Raw genomic sequence first — 15,338 nt, 5'->3', positions numbered from 1 at the left:
AAGAGGCAGAGTGCTTGAGCCGCAGATAAGTTCATGCGCCAAACTCCAAGACCACACGCCGAGAGGTCGCCGATTTTTTCTCAATCTTCACCACGCGCACATCGCCAATCTCCGAAGTATTCGCCACATGTGTGCCGCCACAAGGCTGGAGATCAATCAGGGGCTCATTGCCAACTCGCTCGGAGTCCGCGGCAGCGGCTCCGATCCGTATCGTGCGAATCACACCAGAGCCACGCGGCGGGCTCACGCTCATGCTTTTCACCAAGGCAGGGTTGGCATCCAGCTCGGCTTCGGTGATGCTGCTCACCGTCACAGGCCAGGCTTGCGCAACCAATTTAGCAATGCCTTCTGTGAGCGCTTCTTTATCCAACGGATCGGTCATGTGCATATCCATGCGCGCATAGTCAGGCGTGATGGAGCAGCCGTTCACGGGCTGAGGAATCAAATGGCAGAGCAAATGCGTGGTGGTGTGAAAGCGCATCAGGCGGTGGCGGCGCTGCCAGTCAATGCGCGCAGTCACTGCATCCCCTTGCTTTAAATTTGATAGCACTCCGCGCAGATTCTCTGAAGGCGAAGTGCTCAAAACATGCCAAATATCTGCTGTGGGCTTACCCTCGGCATCTTTCGCTTTCCGGGTATCGCTAACGGCAATCTCAGTGCCATCTGGCAATACCAGCCACCCCGCATCACCCGCTTGCCCACCGCCCAGTGGATAAAACACCGTGCGATCCAGAGTAACGACGACTTCGCCCGAAGGCAAAGTCTGCATGGCTTGCACACGCGCCGTGCATTCGCGCAGGTAAGCATCTTGGCGAAAAAGATCTTGGGTCATACCCAGATGATAAAGGGGCTTGATCACTTGGTTAAGATGTTGGAATGAAACCCACTACAGCCTTGCCCAGCCACTTCTGGGCTGATCTCACCACGCGCCAGTTTGCCCATCTCGCCGCCAATGGCGCTGATGATGTCGTCGCCGTGCTACCCGTCGCCGCGATTGAGCAGCATGGCCCGCATTTGCCCACCTCGGTAGACACCACTTTGGTCAATGGTGTGATCGCTGCCACGCTACCGCATTTAGGCAAGACGCGCGCCTTCTTTCTGCCCACGCAGCAAGTCGGCAAAAGCAACGAGCATCAGCGCTTTCCGGGCACGCTCACTTTGAAGGCCGAGACGCTGATCGCGTTGTGGACGGAGATTGGCGAATCGGTGCATCGTGCCGGAATTAAAAAATTGGTGCTGCTGAACTCGCATGGCGGGCAAATCAGCGTGATGGACATCGTGGCGCGTGATCTTCGGGTGCGCCTCGATATGCTGGTGTTTTCCACCAATTGGTTCACCCTGCCGCTGGGCGATGAGATCAATGCGCTTTTCACGCCTGAAGAGCATCGCTTTGGCATTCATGGCGGCGATATGGAAACCTCGATGATGCTGGCACTCGCCCCGCAAACAGTGGACATGAGCCAAGCGTGTGATTTCAAGAGCAGCTCGCAAACGCGCTCCGAGAAGTATCCGATTCTGGGCAATGGCGTGAGCGCCAAAATGGGCTGGCAAACGCAGGATTACAACCCGATGGGAGCTTGCGGTAACGCAGCAATTGCCACTGCAGAGAAAGGTCATGCCGTGATCAATGCATCAGCAAGGAAACTGGCGCAGCTCTTGCTAGAGATCAGCTCACTACCCATGAGCACACTTGTCGCCAAACCTACCATCCCAGAATGAGCACCTTGTTAGAACTACAGCGCGTCAGCAAGCGCTATGACAACGGCACACTTGCCGTGCAAGAAGTGGATCTGGCCATCGGCGAGCATCAATTCGTGAGCCTACTCGGGCCTTCGGGCTGCGGCAAGAGCACGGCGCTGAAGATGATGGCGGGTTTGCTGCCTTTGTCTTCCGGCCAGATCGCTTGGGGCGATGCATCCAAGGACCATTCCAAAGATATTTCCTTCGTCTTCCAAGAACCCACGCTGATGCCTTGGGCTGTCGTGTTTGACAACGTGTGGCTACCTTTAAGACTGAAGGGCTTGAGCAAAGAGCAGGCACGGCCTCAAGTTGAAGAAGTATTAGCAAAGGTCGGTTTGTCGCAGTTCGCACACGTGTACCCGCGCGAACTCTCTGGTGGCATGAAAATGCGCGTCTCGATTGCACGAGCCATGGTCACCGAGCCGCGCCTCTTGCTGATGGATGAGCCATTCGCTGCGCTGGATGAGATGACGCGTTTCAAGCTCAATAACGACACGCTTGCGCTCTGGCAAGCCAAGCAATTCACCACCGTGTTTGTCACGCACAGCGTCTATGAAAGCGTGTATCTCTCCAACCGCATCATCATCATGGCCGCACGCCCTGGCCGTGTGATTGCGGATATTGCGATTGATGAACCCTATCCGCGCACCGATGCGTTCCGCAACACCGAGCGCTATGCACAACTGTGTGTGAAAGTCTCGCAAGAGCTGCAAAAGGCAGGAGAGCATCATGTCTGAAGATACTATTAAATCAATAGCACCTCACGCAGATTCCATGCCGGCTAGAGGTCAATTTCTCTTAAAAATCTTGCCCTTTGTGGTGTTCGCAGCTGCCTTGGTTGGCTGGGAAGCGCTGGTGCGAATCAACAATATTCCGCAATACATCCTTCCCGCGCCCACGCTGGTCTTGGTCACATTGTGGGACAACCTCGGCTCGCTCATGCAGAGCTGGTGGTTCACGATGAAGGTCACGTTTGGAGCACTGTTTCTCGCTGTTGCAGGCGGCGTAATTTTGGCTACGCTCTTCGCTTTGAATAAATGGGTGGAAGCCAGCCTCTTCCCCTTTGCTATCGTGCTGCAAGTCACGCCGATCGTCGCGATTGCGCCTTTGATCTTGATCTTCATCGACAGCACCATGGCCGCGCTCTTGCTCTGCGCCTGGATCGTGGCTTTCTTCCCCATCCTCTCCAATACCGTGATCGGCCTGCGCAGCGCGGATCACAATCTGCGCGATCTCTTCTCGCTCTATCGCGCCTCGCCTTGGCAAACTTTGCGGCATCTGCTCATCCCATCAGCCATGCCTTACTTCATTGCGGGCTTGAAGATTGCAGGCGGCTTGAGCTTGATCGGCGCCGTGGTCGCAGAGTTCACAGCAGGTGCTGCGGGCAAGCAAACAGGTTTGGCATCGCGTATTTTGGAAGCGAGCTTTCGCACTGAGATTCCAAAAATGTTTGCAGCCCTCGTATTGGTATCACTGACTGGCGTGATGATTTTTCTACTCTTCAATTTTGTCTCCAAACTCGTGCTCGGCAAGTGGCATGAGAGCGAAGTCAAGGCCTCTCGGTGAGTGACAGGCTGATGAGCATTATCAAAAGCATCCAGATTCCGCAGTGTGTGCGTGGTTTTGAGTCAGGCTCAGATTCATTTGATATTTATATAGAAAAAGGCCATATCGCCGGCATAGAACCTGCGCAAGCAGCTATCAATTCAGGAGTATCGCAAAAACAGATGCTCTTGCCCGCATTCGTCGATCTGCACCTGCACATCGACAAAACCTTTGTGGTGGATGAAGTTGGCGCGGCTGAAGGCGATTTGTTTGCTGCGATTGATCGCATGGCTCAGCATCGCGATGGTTGGAGCGCTGAGCACATCGAGACTCGCATGGAGCGCGCATTGCAAGAGGCTTATGTCAACGGCTGCCGCGCTCTGCGTACGCATTTGGATTGGATGACGAAGGACGCTCCCAAGTCTCTCGCCGTGTTCGAAAAGCTGCGCGATGCATGGCGCGGTAAGCTCACCCTCCAATGCGTGAGCCTCACGCCACTGGATTTTTTTGACGATACTTTCAATGGCGAAGATTTGGCGCTAGAAGTCGCCACAGCGAATCTCACCTGCGATCAAAAACGTGGCGAAGCTGCCCTGCTCGGCGCTTTCGTCTATCGAAACGAACGCATTTACGACAAACTCCAGCGCGTCTTCGATCTCGCGATTAAAAACCAACTCAACTTAGATTTTCACGTCGATGAAGGCTTGGATGTCGATGCGCGCGGCCTCAAAGCTATCGCCGAGCTCACCATCAAAAATAATTATCAAGGCCGAGTCACCTGCGGCCACGCCTGCTCGCTCGCCATGCAAAGCGATGAGGATGCCCTCGCCACTTTGAAGCTCTGCTTTCAGGCAGGCATTCACCTCGTCGCCCTGCCCACTACAAACCTCTACCTACAAGGCGCATGGAACCGCACCCCCATCGAGCGCGGCATCACCCGCCTGCGCGAAGCACGCGAGGCAGGCGTGAACTGCTCAATAGCCACAGACAATGTGGCCGACGGCTTCTACCCCTACGGCAGCTACAACCCCCTGGCCAGCTACGCGTTGGGCGTGCAAATGGGTCATCTGTCGAATCCGCTCGATTGGCTCAGCAGCATCACGTCTGCGCCTTCCAAGGCGATGAACTTGCCATGGGATGGCTTGATACGCGAAGGATGCTCGGTGAATGATTTGCTACTGGTTCAAGCTGGCGATGCAAGAGATTTGATGAATGCGCCTCTTCTTCAGAGACTGTCAACGATCTGAGATTCAAAACCAACACAAATACCGGACGCAAAGGGCGCAAAAGTTGCGCAAAAGTCGCAAAAAATACCAAAAACTTTAAAGCCGATTTAGATACAGTTAGTTTTTCTTCTTTTCTTGGTTTTGCATTTCTCTTTTTGCGACTTTTGCGCAACTTTTGCGCCCTTTGCGTCCGGTATTCTTGTCTTAAATATCCCAATCAAGCCATGAGAAACTTCGACTACTTCATCAAAGATATAGAAGCCATCCCCCACACCCGCGATGCGCACACGCTGGCTGTGAAGTCGAAAGACTATTACTGGTACAGCCCCATCCTCAAAGCCGAGCTGGACGACAAGATGGGCGACGTCATGGTGAGCCCGCGCACAGAAGCTGAAGTCATCCAAGTAGCAGCCGCCTGCGCCAAGCATCGCCTCAACATCACGATTCGGGGCGGCGGCACAGGCAACTACGGCCAATGCGTGCCGCTCGAAGGCGGTGTGATTTTGGATATCACGCAACTCAATCGCGTGATCAACATTTCAAAAGGCCAAGTCACCTGCGAAGCCGGCATCTTGATTGCCGATTTAGAGAAAGCCGTGCGAGCGGATAACAGCGTTGAAGGCGGCCAAGAAATCCTCATGTTCCCGAGCACGCGCGATATCGCCACCATCGGCGGCTTCATCGCAGGCGGCTACGCGGGCGCGGGCAGCGTGCGCAACGGCATATTGAAAGACGCAGGCAATGTCACGATGATCCGCGTCGTCACTCTCGAAGAAAAGCCGCGCATCATTGAGCTCAAAGACGCAGACATCCAAAAAGTCCACCACGCTTACGGCACCAATGGCATCATCACCGCGCTCACGCTCAGCCTCAAGCCCGCCGTCGATTGGGTACACCACATCGCCCTGTTTGACAGCTACAGCGCCGCCCTGCGCTTCGGCTGCGAAGCGACAGAAGCCATTGGCAGCTCTGTTGATGCCTTCCTCATCACAGCCGTTGAGCGGCGCATCGCCCCGTACTACGAAGCAGAGTTTGGCGCACGCTTTCCCGCCAACAAAGATGCCGTCTTCTCCATGGTCAATCCTAATTGCCTACCCGCATGGCGCGCATTGGTCGCAAAACACGGCGGCCACGAGTCCATGGCATTCACTGAAGAAACGTTGAAAAAAGAAAAGCTCTCACCCGCCTTCGAATGCGCCTACAACCACACCACCCTCATCGCCTTGAAGCAAGACAAAAGCTGGACCAACCTGCAAACTGTCGCGCCATGGACGGCAGGTCAAGGCATCGACATCACATTGGTTGAGAAGCAAATGGCACGCTGGGGCGATGAAGTCCTCATGCACCACGAGTTTGGCCGCCAATTCGGCGGCTGCGTCGCTTTTGGTCTCCCGCTGGTCAGCTATTTCGACAAAACCCGCCTCTATGAAATCATTTCAGAATTCGAGCAAGACGGCTGCATGGTCTTCGACAACCATGTTTACACCATCGAAGACGGCGGCATGAAAGAGATCGACCATAACCAGATCGACTTCAAAAGGGTTGCAGATCCGTATGGACTCATGAACCCCGGCAAAACGCGGGGCTGGGTAAAGCCCTCCCAGCAATAACAAACATCTGGTATCTTTAGATTAACCTTATTCAAATTCGTTTTTGCGAGGAAAACTCTGTAATGATGTCCTGCATAGACTTCAATATGTGCCTGAAGTTAGAAAAATCAATTTTGTCAGCTTGCGGTCTTACTACTTTATGCGCGAAGACCACTTTGCCAAAATAATGCTCTGGATTAGCGTCTTTTTCGAGAGAAAACTGCTTGCCATCAATCATCGTTGACTTTAAATCACCGTCGAAGAAATCTTCAATGCAAGATTTTTCAGATCCTAGCAACGGGGTTTTGACTACATATAGATTTCCAACTATGTGCGAGAAAGAATCTCTGTCGAAAGTAGAGTTGGGATTTATTGATTTAACGATGCTCAATATAGGTTTTGCACCATCATCATTGTCGATCAATATGATTACAGGATGAAATTTTCCCGGCGCATTAAAGCGTTTGATATCTGAGCGATACGAGTCTATAAATGTTCTTAAATCACCCACACCACCGTTCAGACCTAGAATACTCGCCATGCTTTTATCAGCATACTTCAGAAGACGAACACTAAGTCGGATTTGATTCTCAGCATCTCTGTATGCAAGCATCGGAAAATCGCGATGAAGGCTTCTAATAGCGTGCACTAGGTACACAGGATCCGTCTTGCCTTCGCAAATAATGATTGGTTTGTTCGTAGCATAAAGCTCTTTGTATATTAAGAATCGGCGATACGTAGAGGCATTCTTTTGTGGGGGATTGGTACTACTCTCAATCTTAGTTTTGCATTTTGTATCTACATGATAAATATGCCCAAGCATTCCATGCAATCTACCAATATCACTGCTCTCTTTCTGAGCCTTTACCTCTAAGTTACTCTCATCAGTAAAGAAAAATGAGCCTTTAGTGAAGAGTCTATGAACCATTGCACGCGTAGTTTTTCTATACTCTTTGCTCACGTTAACTCTCTTGTTAACGACCAACCCTGTAACTTGCTGCCTAGAGTCACGGTTTTGCATGCGTGTCTTGCCAGAATTTAATGTAAAGCCGCTAAGCTCAAGGAGTCTTTTGAGCTCATCCCCAACGTGCCATAGTCCTTTTTCCTCGTCGTAGAACGCAACTTGTCTTGGAAAATCACGCTTACTAGTAGAAAAGGTTAGATCATCTGCATATCGCGAATATCGACATCCAGTTCTCGCGGCAAGTTTAATCAGATGCATATCCAAAATATGCCCAACCAAGTTGGAAATCACAGGAGAGCACGGACTACCCTGAGGTAATCGGTTCTTAAAACAAGCAATTTGAGCGATAACAGTGGCTACTTGCGGTTGCAACGAAAAATCGCGATCTTTGATGAAAAATCCTCGGACTCGACCAAAGTTAATGCTGCCGAAAAAATCCTGAATGTCGATATTGAATACAAATCTCTGCGAGCGATGATTTTGAGCGTTATCAATAATCGACAGTCCCCTAATAAAACCATACGAAACCGGGTTTGATTTGTACTTTGGACTCGTCAAGTCCGCAGATTCGAAGCAATTCTGTAGAAGATCAGCCACTTTCCTTTGAAGAAGTTTAAGTTCTTTCTGAGGTGCTTCAATACGACGCGTACCACCGCCCTTCTTTGGAATTTCAAAAGAACTGTATTTACTTTCCTCGCCTATTTTGTAGAGCAAGTATGAAAGTGTCGAAGGTTTATAGCCCAGAAGAACTGCAACATCGCTTAGATTGATGCAAGACTTCAATGCAATTAGCTGAGACATAGCGTCATGTAAGTTGAGCTTGCAAACACTCTTATGCGGAAGACACCCTTGTCGTCGGGCTCAACTCACACGATTAAGGAATAACGGGCATAGCCCCTACTATCGTTGTCCATCACCACGAAACATGGTGAAAAATCTGTTTGCAAGCTCATTTTTACTGTAACACATTGGAGCAGTTTCATCAGACTCATTAAATGCATCTCCCCTCACAAAAGCTTAGCCACACTGTCATGAAGGCTTTGAACTTGAGTATTTTCTGATTGAATAGGACTTCCCACATTCAACCCCACCCGATTGAATAATCCCCGACGAAACGGTCTGACCATTGCACCGTCTTTTTCGATGCGGCTGAAAAAGCTGCCCCAGAGATTCGTCAGTGCCATGGGGATCACGGGTGGCTCGACGCCATTCGCTTTGGCCTGCTCCAAGATCTTCATGATGCCGCCTTTGAATTCTTGCAGTGTGCCGTCTTTGGTGATGCCGCCTTCCGGGAAGATGGCAAGCATGTCGCCTTCTTTCAGCACCTTGCCAGCAGCCACGAATGCGGCTTCGTAGTGCGCTGGGTCTTCGGATTTGGGGGCGATGGGGATGGCTTTGGCGAGTTTGAAGAACCAGCCGAGCACGGGGAATTTGAAGATGCGGTGATCCATGACGAAGACGATGGGGCGGGGGCTGGCGGCCATGAGCAGCACGGCATCCACGAAGCTCACATGATTGCAAGCGAGGATGGCTGCGCCTGTTGTGGGGATATTTTCATCCCCCTTAACCTTGAAGCGATAGATGCAGCGCGAAGCCACCCAGGCGACGAAACGCAGGAAATATTCGGGCACGAGCAGGAAGATGTAGGCCGCAACGACTGCGTTGGCCAACGCTGTGAAGAGGAAGACTTGCGGGATGGTGAACTTTGCGCCGAGCAACGCACCTACGATGAGGCTGCTGGCGATCATGAAGAGCGCATTCAAAATATTATTCGCTGCGATGATGCGAGCGCGGTGCGTTGGAGCGCTGCGCAGCTGGATGAGCGCATACATGGGCACGCTGTAGAGGCCAGCGAAGAGACTCAGCAAAAACAAATCCGCCATCACACGCCAATGCGCGCCGATACTGATGAATTGGATCACAGTGAGCAATTCAGATTTCGGCAAGGCGCGAGACGCGAAATACAGATCAAGCGCAAACACGCTCATGCCAATCGCGCCGAGCGGTACGAGGCCGATCTCCACATGACGGCGTGAGAGCACTTCGCAGAGCAGCGAGCCCGTGGCGATGCCTATGGAGAAGACGACGAGTAAGAGCGAAGCCACATTCGAGCTGCCGTGCAACACATCTTTCGCAAAGCTGGGAAATTGACTCAAGAACACCGCGCCAAAAAACCACATCCAGCTGATGCCCATGAGCGAACGGAAGACGACTTTGTTGCCATACGCAAGCTTGAGGTTTTTGAAGGTTTCGGTGAAGGGATTCCAGTTGATCACAAGAGAAGGATCAGTCGCAGGTGCATTGGGAATGTATTGCGCGGTGATTCTTCCTAGAATAGCAACGGCTATACAAGTGATAGCAACATAAGTAGCGCCTATGCCGGGCAAGGCAATCAAAATGCCTCCAACAATATTGCCAGCAAGAATGGCCACGAACGTGCCCATCTCCACCATGCCATTGCCACCCGTGAGCTCACGCTCATTCAAGACTTGCGGCAGATACGCAAACTTCACCGGGCCAAAAAGTGTGGAGTGCAAGCCCATGAGGAAGGTGCAGCCGAGCAACACAGGCACATCGGCTTTGAAGAATCCATAAGCCGCTACAGCCATGATCACGATTTCAAGATTCTTCACGAAGCGGATCATCTTCGTTTTTTCATACTTGTCTGTGAGCTGGCCGCTGGTGGCGGAAAAGAGCAAGAAAGGCAAGATGAACAAAGCGCCAATCACCAAGCCAGCTATGGCGGGCTGCATCCAGCTGATCGACAACTGATACGTCACCATGACAGTGAAGGCGAATTTGAAGACGTTGTCGTTCGCTGCACCTGAGAATTGCGTCCAGAAAAATGGAGCGAAGCGTCTCTGCCTAAGCAAGCCGAATTGATTGGGATGATCGTTGTGGTTGTTGGTTTCGCTCAAGGCGTGCTCCTCGTTGTTGTTCAGTTTGTTGGCAAGCATTATGACTTCTTCAAAGCTGCAATCACGGGCCAAGCAGCCATGCAAGCAGCGAGATGCTTCAAGCTATGGCCAGAAACGACGCCTTGAGTGAGATGAAACACGGCTTCGTCTTGCGCTTCGAGTAATTTAGCTAGGCCATACCAAAGGATCAGTGCCCAAAGATTGAGAGACTGGCCTTCACGCTGAGGCAGAGTGGCTAACCAACCAATCATCAAAACGCCACCGAACTGCACCACCGCCCAAGGCAACACATTCTGCAAGCTATGGGCGGCTACTGCGGCCAGTGGCGCGAGTACCAGCAGCACAGGCATCGCTTGCTTCGCCACAGATTCACCCAAGCGGCTGCCTGCAGCGAACGCGATCACACCTGCAAAAGCGATTGCCATGCCCAAGCGATCTATCATCAAACCGAAATCACTGGGTGCCCAGTGATACACGCTAGAACCAAAGCACGTGAGAATCAAGCCAATAAAGAAAATCTGTGCCGCTTTACGTGTCGAATTGGGCAAAGTACGGCGACGCAAGACAACTAAGCCCCAAACGCCCGCAAAAAGAAAAGGAACATTGGTCAGTACATCCCAGCCATTTGGTATCCCCCAGAAGCTACGCGCATCGACGAAAGCATGGCCGTGCGCATGCACGTGGCTGTGGCCGCTCGTAGGGATATGCGGCAAGAAATCTGAAAGCATCGGAAAGAAGACTGCCAGCGCTAACGCGGCGAAGCTCATGGCCATCAAAGCGTGATGGAAGCGCTGCTGGTAGCAAGATGTTGGGCTCATGTGAACACTCAAAAAGTTAGACATGAGTGCATCATCTGGCTGTTGTACCAAATCGTCAGAAAAGCTTGCGCAGCACTGGCGCATAAGCCAGCGAGTATCAGCGTTTGATACCGGTTGCCCTTTGTTTGAATGCTGGCTTGCGTTGTACAGCAGCCTCCAGCGCTACAAACTTCTCCGAATAGAGCGCCACCACCCAGTCCACAAACACCCTCACCCGCGCACTCAAATGTCGATTGCGTGGATACATCACGTACAGGCTTAGACTGCCTACCTTCCAGTCTTGTAAGACCTGCACCAGAGCTCCACTTTCAAGCTGATCTTGCGTCTCTTGGGTGAGCGGGTATTGCATCAGACCCAGGCCTTGTAGACAAAGTGCTCTTTGCGCGTCTGCATCATTAGCGCTCGCATGATGCGGCATAAGCAACTCTAGGGTTTGGCCATCTTTTTCAAAATCAAAGTTAAAGACGCGCCCCGTTTTGGCAGAAAAGAAATTGACGGCCATGTGACTGCTTCCTTGCAAATCTGCCGGACTTTTGGGCACGCCATGCCGCTCCAAATACGCTGGCGATGCGCAGGTGATCACATCATAGTCACCCAGCTTTCTCGCTACCAACTGCTCATCATGCACCGCGCCGCCACGAATCACACAATCCACACCCTCGGTCACTAAATCTACCGGGCGATCGGAGCTGCCAATGTCCAAAGTGATGCCCGGATAGCGTTGAAAAAACGCAGGCAAATGCGGCGCAATCACATGGCGACCCACGGCCGCAGGCACATCAATTCGCAGCCTGCCCTTAGGCGTAGCCACATCACCTGCCACCCTAGATTCCAACTCCTCCAAATCTTGCAGCAAACGTTGCGCCCGCTCCAGATAGGCGGCGCCATCCTCCGTGAGCGAGAGTCTGCGCGTGGTGCGCAGCAGCAGCTTCACCTGCAAATGCGCCTCCAACTGCGAGATGCGCGTGCTCACCGTGGCATTGGGCACTTGCAGGGCTTCGGCTGCCTTCGAGAAACTGGAGAGTTCGGCCACAAGAGCAAAGGTTTGCATGGCAATTAATCTGTCCATCGAGCACCTTATTTTTCACAGAAAACGAATAATCATTTCATTTTATCGATATTTATCTTTATTTATGAAATAAATACAGTTCATTCATCGGCGCTGTTGCCGAAGTATTGAAACCTTCTTTTCTGGAGCACACCATGGCACATACGATTCTTCTCACTGGGGCAGCTGGCGGTTTTGGCCTTTTGATGGCTAACACTTTGCTCGATCAAGGCCACAAGCTCGCTGCCACGATGCGCGATCCACAGGGGCGCAACCAAGAGGCCGCCAAAGCACTCGCCGGACGCGGCGCAACCGTTATTGATATGGACGTGACAAGCGACGCAAGCGTTGAAGCAGGCATCGCAAAAGCAGTGCAAGCACTCGGCTCGCCCGATGTGGTGATCAACAACGCGGGCTTGGGCGTGCATGGCTTGCAAGAGAGCTTCACGGCGGATGATCTCAAGCGGGTGTTTGACATTAACGTTTTTGGCGTGCATCGCGTGAACCGTGCGCTGCTGCCCGCCTGGCGCGCTCGCCGCTCCGGCCTGATGATCAACATCTCCAGCCTGCTTGGCCGAATAACCTTGCCTTTCTACGGCCCATACAATTCCAGCAAATGGGCGCTGGAGGGTTTGACCGAAAACTACCGCACCGAACTCTCGGGCTTTGGTATCGATGTGTGCATCGTGGAGCCGGGCGCCTTCGCCACAAAATTCCAGGATAACCTGATCAAGCCATCGGATGCCACACGCAGCGCCAGCTACGGCCCTATGGCGGATGCGCCTGCACATAGTTTCAAGCATTTTGAAGAGGTGCTCGCCGCGACACCCGCCCAGAATCCTCAGAACGTCGCCAACGCCGTCGCCGCACTGATCGCCTCGCCCGCAGGCAAGCGAGCCTTTCGCACGACGGTTGACGTACTGGGCATGGGCGCAGCAGTCAATGGTTACAACGATGCCTTGGCAGGCTTGACTGCTGGTCTGTATAAAAACTTTGGTATGGAGAACATGCTAAGCACGCAGCTCTGATCACACTAGGCTGCAAAGCGACTGTTGCTTTGCAGCCTTTTGCTTTGCAGATCACCGGACTATTCTCATGAACAAACTACTCATCGCCTTAGCCATCGGTTTCATCATCGCCTTGATCGACGTCGCGCCCATGCTGCTGCGCAAAGCCCCTTGGCTGCAAATCGCCACGCCCTTCGTGCATTGGATCGTGGTCGGCGTGCTTGTGGCATACAGCAGCATGCCGCTGCCGGGTTGGGCCAAGGGCTTGATCATTGGTGTAATCACCACGATTCCGTTTCTTTTCGTATTGGCACAATCGCATCCCAATGCCGTGCTGACTGTGGTCGGAATTTCAGTTGTGCTGAGCCTGCTCACCGGCGTGGTGATGGAGCAGGCTTTGAAGAGACTCGTCTGAACGGGCTTTAAGCCAGCGCGGTGAACACCGTGAGCACGCCGGTGTAGCCATACAAATTCTGATGTGCAATTTCACCGCCTGCAAAGAAACCCACCAGGGGTACATCGCCCAGTGCATGGCGCACGATCTGCAGCTCGGCACTGTCACCACCAAAATGCGGACCGCCGCGGCCGGCGCAGCTCACATAGATGGCTCCTACGATATTTTTAGAGCGATATTGCTCATTCGACGGCATAGAATCTGCGCTAAGTGCTATTGAATCAGTAGCATTTATAAATTCACTGACTTCCAACTCTTCACGTATCTCCGCGCATATGCGCATCAGATCGCGCCTTGCAGCCTCGCGATTGCGCTCACAAAAAGTCAGCTCACTGCCTTCTGGCGCGATATCCGCTACAGCAATGCCGCGCCGAAGTGGATCGAGGCCGACGAGATGGCGAACGCGCGTGTCTGGACCGAAGCGACCTTGGCTACGCGCAAGACTTTGATCATGAGGCTCACTCGCCGTAAGCCCCACAAAAGTCTGCTTCAGGCGCTCCACCGCTCGCTGCGGCTCACTGAGCGATATACCTAGTTCATCAAGCAACACATCCAGCGCCGGTTCACCGTCAAGCTCCAACACCACATGCTTATCGCTCTTTGTGATGCGATGGGGCTTGGCGGCTTTACCATCTTCTAGGCGAATCGGCTGACAGCCTTGCGTAACGCGTGAGACGATCCCCACACTCTCGCTGAACGCCACACCACTGAGCGCTCCTGCAAACACGCCAGCATGTTCGCTTCCCTCATGCAGAGCAATTTGTGGTGCGCTATGCCTGCTCGCGGCTAAGCCACCGAAGAGATAGCCCGATGCTGTGCGGCCAGAAAGCTCGCCCAGCAGCTCAGCCAAATCTGGTGTGTGGCCATCCGCATGCACTAAGGCGCTGTGTGGCTTGAAGCTTGCACTTGTGATCAAAGGCGCGACACCACTGAACACCCGATACTGCTCACGCGGCAGGTCAAATAGCATCACGGCCAGCGCGGGCTCGTCAAAATACTCCACATTCGTAGCTGCAATACCAACACCGACCGTACCCACCCAATCACTGATTTGCGGCAGCTCTTGGCGCAAGTGATTCAAGAGGTCTTGAGCTTGGTCAGCGTAATGATCGGTGAGATACACCAAGCCTAAGTTTGGCTGATCTGCATGCGCAGGCAGTGCCATCTGCGCGCGCAGCTGCGCTACCACCAAGCCTGCAGCCATGCGCCACTGCGGGTGTGTAGCATGCGCATAGGTGAAAGGCTTCATGAGATTGAGATTAACGCTTCTTGGCGGCTTTTTTTGATGCTTTTGCGGCTTTCGCCGGCGTATTTGCTGCGCGAGATGCTATAGATTTACTAGCATTCTGCGCCCTCGTCTTGGCTGCATTGGCGGCAGATTTTGCGGTGCTCATGGCCGAATTTACCGCCGTTTGCGTCATCGCCTTGGCCATGTTCTTGGTGGTGTCCATCGCCGTTTTTTTGCTGGCATCTTTCATCGCGTCTGCGGCAATTTGGCCAAACTGCTGAGTGAGCGAGCCCCAAAGTTGCATTGGATCAATCAGTCCGCTTTTTGTTGCAGAAGCAGGCGAGGCTTTCTTTTTAGCTACAGATTTTTTCGCGGCAGGTTTGCCCAATGCCGTGTTCACAGCGCCGGCCACAGTCTCCGTCGCTTTGAGCTTGAAGGCATTGGCCACATCGCCCATGTTGAAATTCATACCCTTCAAAGTCGCCAGCGTCATCTTCTGCACTTCTAAAGCGGTGATGGTAGCTTGCAGAGCTTTGGCATTTTGATCAAGCCAAAACTGAACAGTTTTGAGTTCTTCAATCCGTTTATCCAGCTCTTCAACATTGAGCGTAGGAGCCACCCAATTAGCAGGGTTGGGCATCTGCGGAATGTTGGGCAAGCCACTGGCTGCCCCCTTCACCGCCTGCGTGGCCAAGCCTTGCAAGAAATCAAAGCCGGGAACGAATTTGCCAAAGCTGTTGGCCATCGGGTTATTGCTGTCGCTCATGCTGTGTGTCTCCGTCAGATGATGGAGACACTTTA

General features: G+C 52.7%; 14 protein-coding genes. 7 read left to right on the top strand and 7 right to left on the bottom strand.

The genetic code is table 11. The features are described from left to right. Positions 1 to 31: 31 nt before the first annotated feature. Entirely contained in the window at positions 32 to 832 is an 801-nt protein-coding gene (locus KIH26_RS02890; RefSeq protein ID WP_213442253.1) for an alanyl-tRNA editing protein, read from the bottom strand. 44 nt (positions 833 to 876) lie between these two features. Here KIH26_RS02890 and KIH26_RS02885 point away from each other — a divergent pair, with 44 nt between their 5' ends. From KIH26_RS02885 to KIH26_RS02865, 5 genes are all read left to right on the top strand, one after another. After that, positions 877 to 1,719 (top strand): creatininase family protein, encoded by an 843-nt coding sequence (locus tag KIH26_RS02885; RefSeq protein ID WP_213442251.1) that lies wholly within the window; start codon positions 877 to 879, stop codon positions 1,717 to 1,719. Beyond that, positions 1,716 to 2,477, top strand: a complete 762-nt coding sequence (locus KIH26_RS02880; protein WP_213442249.1) for an ABC transporter ATP-binding protein — start codon at positions 1,716 to 1,718, stop codon at positions 2,475 to 2,477. The genes KIH26_RS02885 and KIH26_RS02880 overlap by 4 nt, the downstream gene beginning before the upstream one ends. A gap of 37 nt (positions 2,478 to 2,514) precedes the next feature. Beyond that, positions 2,515 to 3,306: an ABC transporter permease gene (locus KIH26_RS02875; protein WP_249661077.1), complete on the top strand. Its 792-nt coding sequence runs from the start codon at positions 2,515 to 2,517 to the stop codon at positions 3,304 to 3,306. 11 nt (positions 3,307 to 3,317) lie between these two features. Further along, positions 3,318 to 4,532, top strand: coding sequence for an amidohydrolase family protein (locus KIH26_RS02870; protein ID WP_213442245.1), 1,215 nt, complete (start codon positions 3,318 to 3,320; stop codon positions 4,530 to 4,532). A 203-nt stretch (positions 4,533 to 4,735) separates the two neighbouring features. Beyond that, on the top strand, positions 4,736 to 6,121 hold the full coding sequence (locus KIH26_RS02865) for an FAD-binding oxidoreductase (protein ID WP_213442243.1): 1,386 nt from the start codon (positions 4,736 to 4,738) through the stop codon (positions 6,119 to 6,121). 31 nt (positions 6,122 to 6,152) lie between these two features. On the opposite strand, the gene KIH26_RS02860 is transcribed toward KIH26_RS02865, so the two are convergent. The 4 genes from KIH26_RS02860 to KIH26_RS02845 all read right to left on the bottom strand — a co-directional run bounded on the left by KIH26_RS02860 (position 6,153) and on the right by KIH26_RS02845 (position 11,869). Next, the gene (locus tag KIH26_RS02860; RefSeq protein WP_213442241.1) at positions 6,153 to 7,865 is read right to left on the bottom strand and encodes a retron Ec67 family RNA-directed DNA polymerase/endonuclease; all 1,713 of its coding nucleotides are present in this window, start codon (positions 7,863 to 7,865) and stop codon (positions 6,153 to 6,155) included. A gap of 206 nt (positions 7,866 to 8,071) precedes the next feature. Next, positions 8,072 to 10,021 carry an MFS transporter gene (locus KIH26_RS02855; RefSeq protein ID WP_213442239.1) on the bottom strand — a complete coding sequence of 650 codons (1,950 nt, stop codon included), beginning with the start codon at positions 10,019 to 10,021 and terminating at the stop codon, positions 8,072 to 8,074. Further along, entirely contained in the window at positions 10,021 to 10,800 is a 780-nt protein-coding gene (locus KIH26_RS02850; RefSeq protein WP_213442237.1) for a hypothetical protein, read from the bottom strand. The genes KIH26_RS02855 and KIH26_RS02850 overlap by 1 nt, the downstream gene beginning before the upstream one ends. Before the next feature lie 97 nt (positions 10,801 to 10,897). Further along, a complete protein-coding gene (locus KIH26_RS02845) occupies positions 10,898 to 11,869 on the bottom strand; it encodes a LysR family transcriptional regulator (RefSeq protein WP_213442235.1) in 972 nt (323 codons plus the stop codon). 134 nt (positions 11,870 to 12,003) lie between these two features. Here KIH26_RS02845 and KIH26_RS02840 point away from each other — a divergent pair, with 134 nt between their 5' ends. Further along, entirely contained in the window at positions 12,004 to 12,876 is an 873-nt protein-coding gene (locus KIH26_RS02840) for an SDR family oxidoreductase (protein ID WP_213442233.1), read from the top strand. Positions 12,877 to 12,943: 67 nt separating this feature from the next. Beyond that, positions 12,944 to 13,270, top strand: a complete 327-nt coding sequence (locus KIH26_RS02835) for a hypothetical protein (protein ID WP_213442231.1) — start codon at positions 12,944 to 12,946, stop codon at positions 13,268 to 13,270. A gap of 7 nt (positions 13,271 to 13,277) precedes the next feature. Here the strand turns inward: KIH26_RS02835 and KIH26_RS02830 are convergent, their stop codons facing one another. After that, positions 13,278 to 14,558, bottom strand: coding sequence for an FIST signal transduction protein (locus KIH26_RS02830; protein ID WP_213442229.1), 1,281 nt, complete (start codon positions 14,556 to 14,558; stop codon positions 13,278 to 13,280). Between the two features lie 10 nt (positions 14,559 to 14,568). Beyond that, a complete protein-coding gene (locus KIH26_RS02825; RefSeq protein WP_213442227.1) occupies positions 14,569 to 15,303 on the bottom strand; it encodes a PhaM family polyhydroxyalkanoate granule multifunctional regulatory protein in 735 nt (244 codons plus the stop codon). Between the last annotated feature and the right edge of the window lie 35 nt (positions 15,304 to 15,338).

Origin of the sequence: Variovorax sp. PCZ-1 (assembly GCF_018413605.1) — a bacterium.
In the GTDB taxonomy this organism is placed as follows: domain Bacteria; phylum Pseudomonadota; class Gammaproteobacteria; order Burkholderiales; family Burkholderiaceae_C; genus JANMDU01.
Note: the sequence above shows the minus strand (reverse complement) of the source record. Positions and strands in the feature narration are given on the sequence as shown.

What these genes read in the sequence shown, in the direction of transcription:
- KIH26_RS02890 (WP_213442253.1), bottom strand. Translation starts at nt 832, where the DNA reads ATGACCCAAGATCTTTTTCGCCAAGATGCTTACCTGCGCGAATGCACG.
- KIH26_RS02885 (WP_213442251.1), top strand. Translation starts at nt 877, where the DNA reads ATGAAACCCACTACAGCCTTGCCCAGCCACTTCTGGGCTGATCTCACC.
- KIH26_RS02880 (WP_213442249.1), top strand. Translation starts at nt 1,716, where the DNA reads ATGAGCACCTTGTTAGAACTACAGCGCGTCAGCAAGCGCTATGACAAC.
- KIH26_RS02875 (WP_249661077.1), top strand. Translation starts at nt 2,515, where the DNA reads ATGCCGGCTAGAGGTCAATTTCTCTTAAAAATCTTGCCCTTTGTGGTG.
- KIH26_RS02870 (WP_213442245.1), top strand. Translation starts at nt 3,318, where the DNA reads ATGAGCATTATCAAAAGCATCCAGATTCCGCAGTGTGTGCGTGGTTTT.
- KIH26_RS02865 (WP_213442243.1), top strand. Translation starts at nt 4,736, where the DNA reads ATGAGAAACTTCGACTACTTCATCAAAGATATAGAAGCCATCCCCCAC.
- KIH26_RS02860 (WP_213442241.1), bottom strand. Translation starts at nt 7,865, where the DNA reads ATGTCTCAGCTAATTGCATTGAAGTCTTGCATCAATCTAAGCGATGTT.
- KIH26_RS02855 (WP_213442239.1), bottom strand. Translation starts at nt 10,021, where the DNA reads ATGCTTGCCAACAAACTGAACAACAACGAGGAGCACGCCTTGAGCGAA.
- KIH26_RS02850 (WP_213442237.1), bottom strand. Translation starts at nt 10,800, where the DNA reads ATGAGCCCAACATCTTGCTACCAGCAGCGCTTCCATCACGCTTTGATG.
- KIH26_RS02845 (WP_213442235.1), bottom strand. Translation starts at nt 11,869, where the DNA reads ATGGACAGATTAATTGCCATGCAAACCTTTGCTCTTGTGGCCGAACTC.
- KIH26_RS02840 (WP_213442233.1), top strand. Translation starts at nt 12,004, where the DNA reads ATGGCACATACGATTCTTCTCACTGGGGCAGCTGGCGGTTTTGGCCTT.
- KIH26_RS02835 (WP_213442231.1), top strand. Translation starts at nt 12,944, where the DNA reads ATGAACAAACTACTCATCGCCTTAGCCATCGGTTTCATCATCGCCTTG.
- KIH26_RS02830 (WP_213442229.1), bottom strand. Translation starts at nt 14,558, where the DNA reads ATGAAGCCTTTCACCTATGCGCATGCTACACACCCGCAGTGGCGCATG.
- KIH26_RS02825 (WP_213442227.1), bottom strand. Translation starts at nt 15,303, where the DNA reads ATGAGCGACAGCAATAACCCGATGGCCAACAGCTTTGGCAAATTCGTT.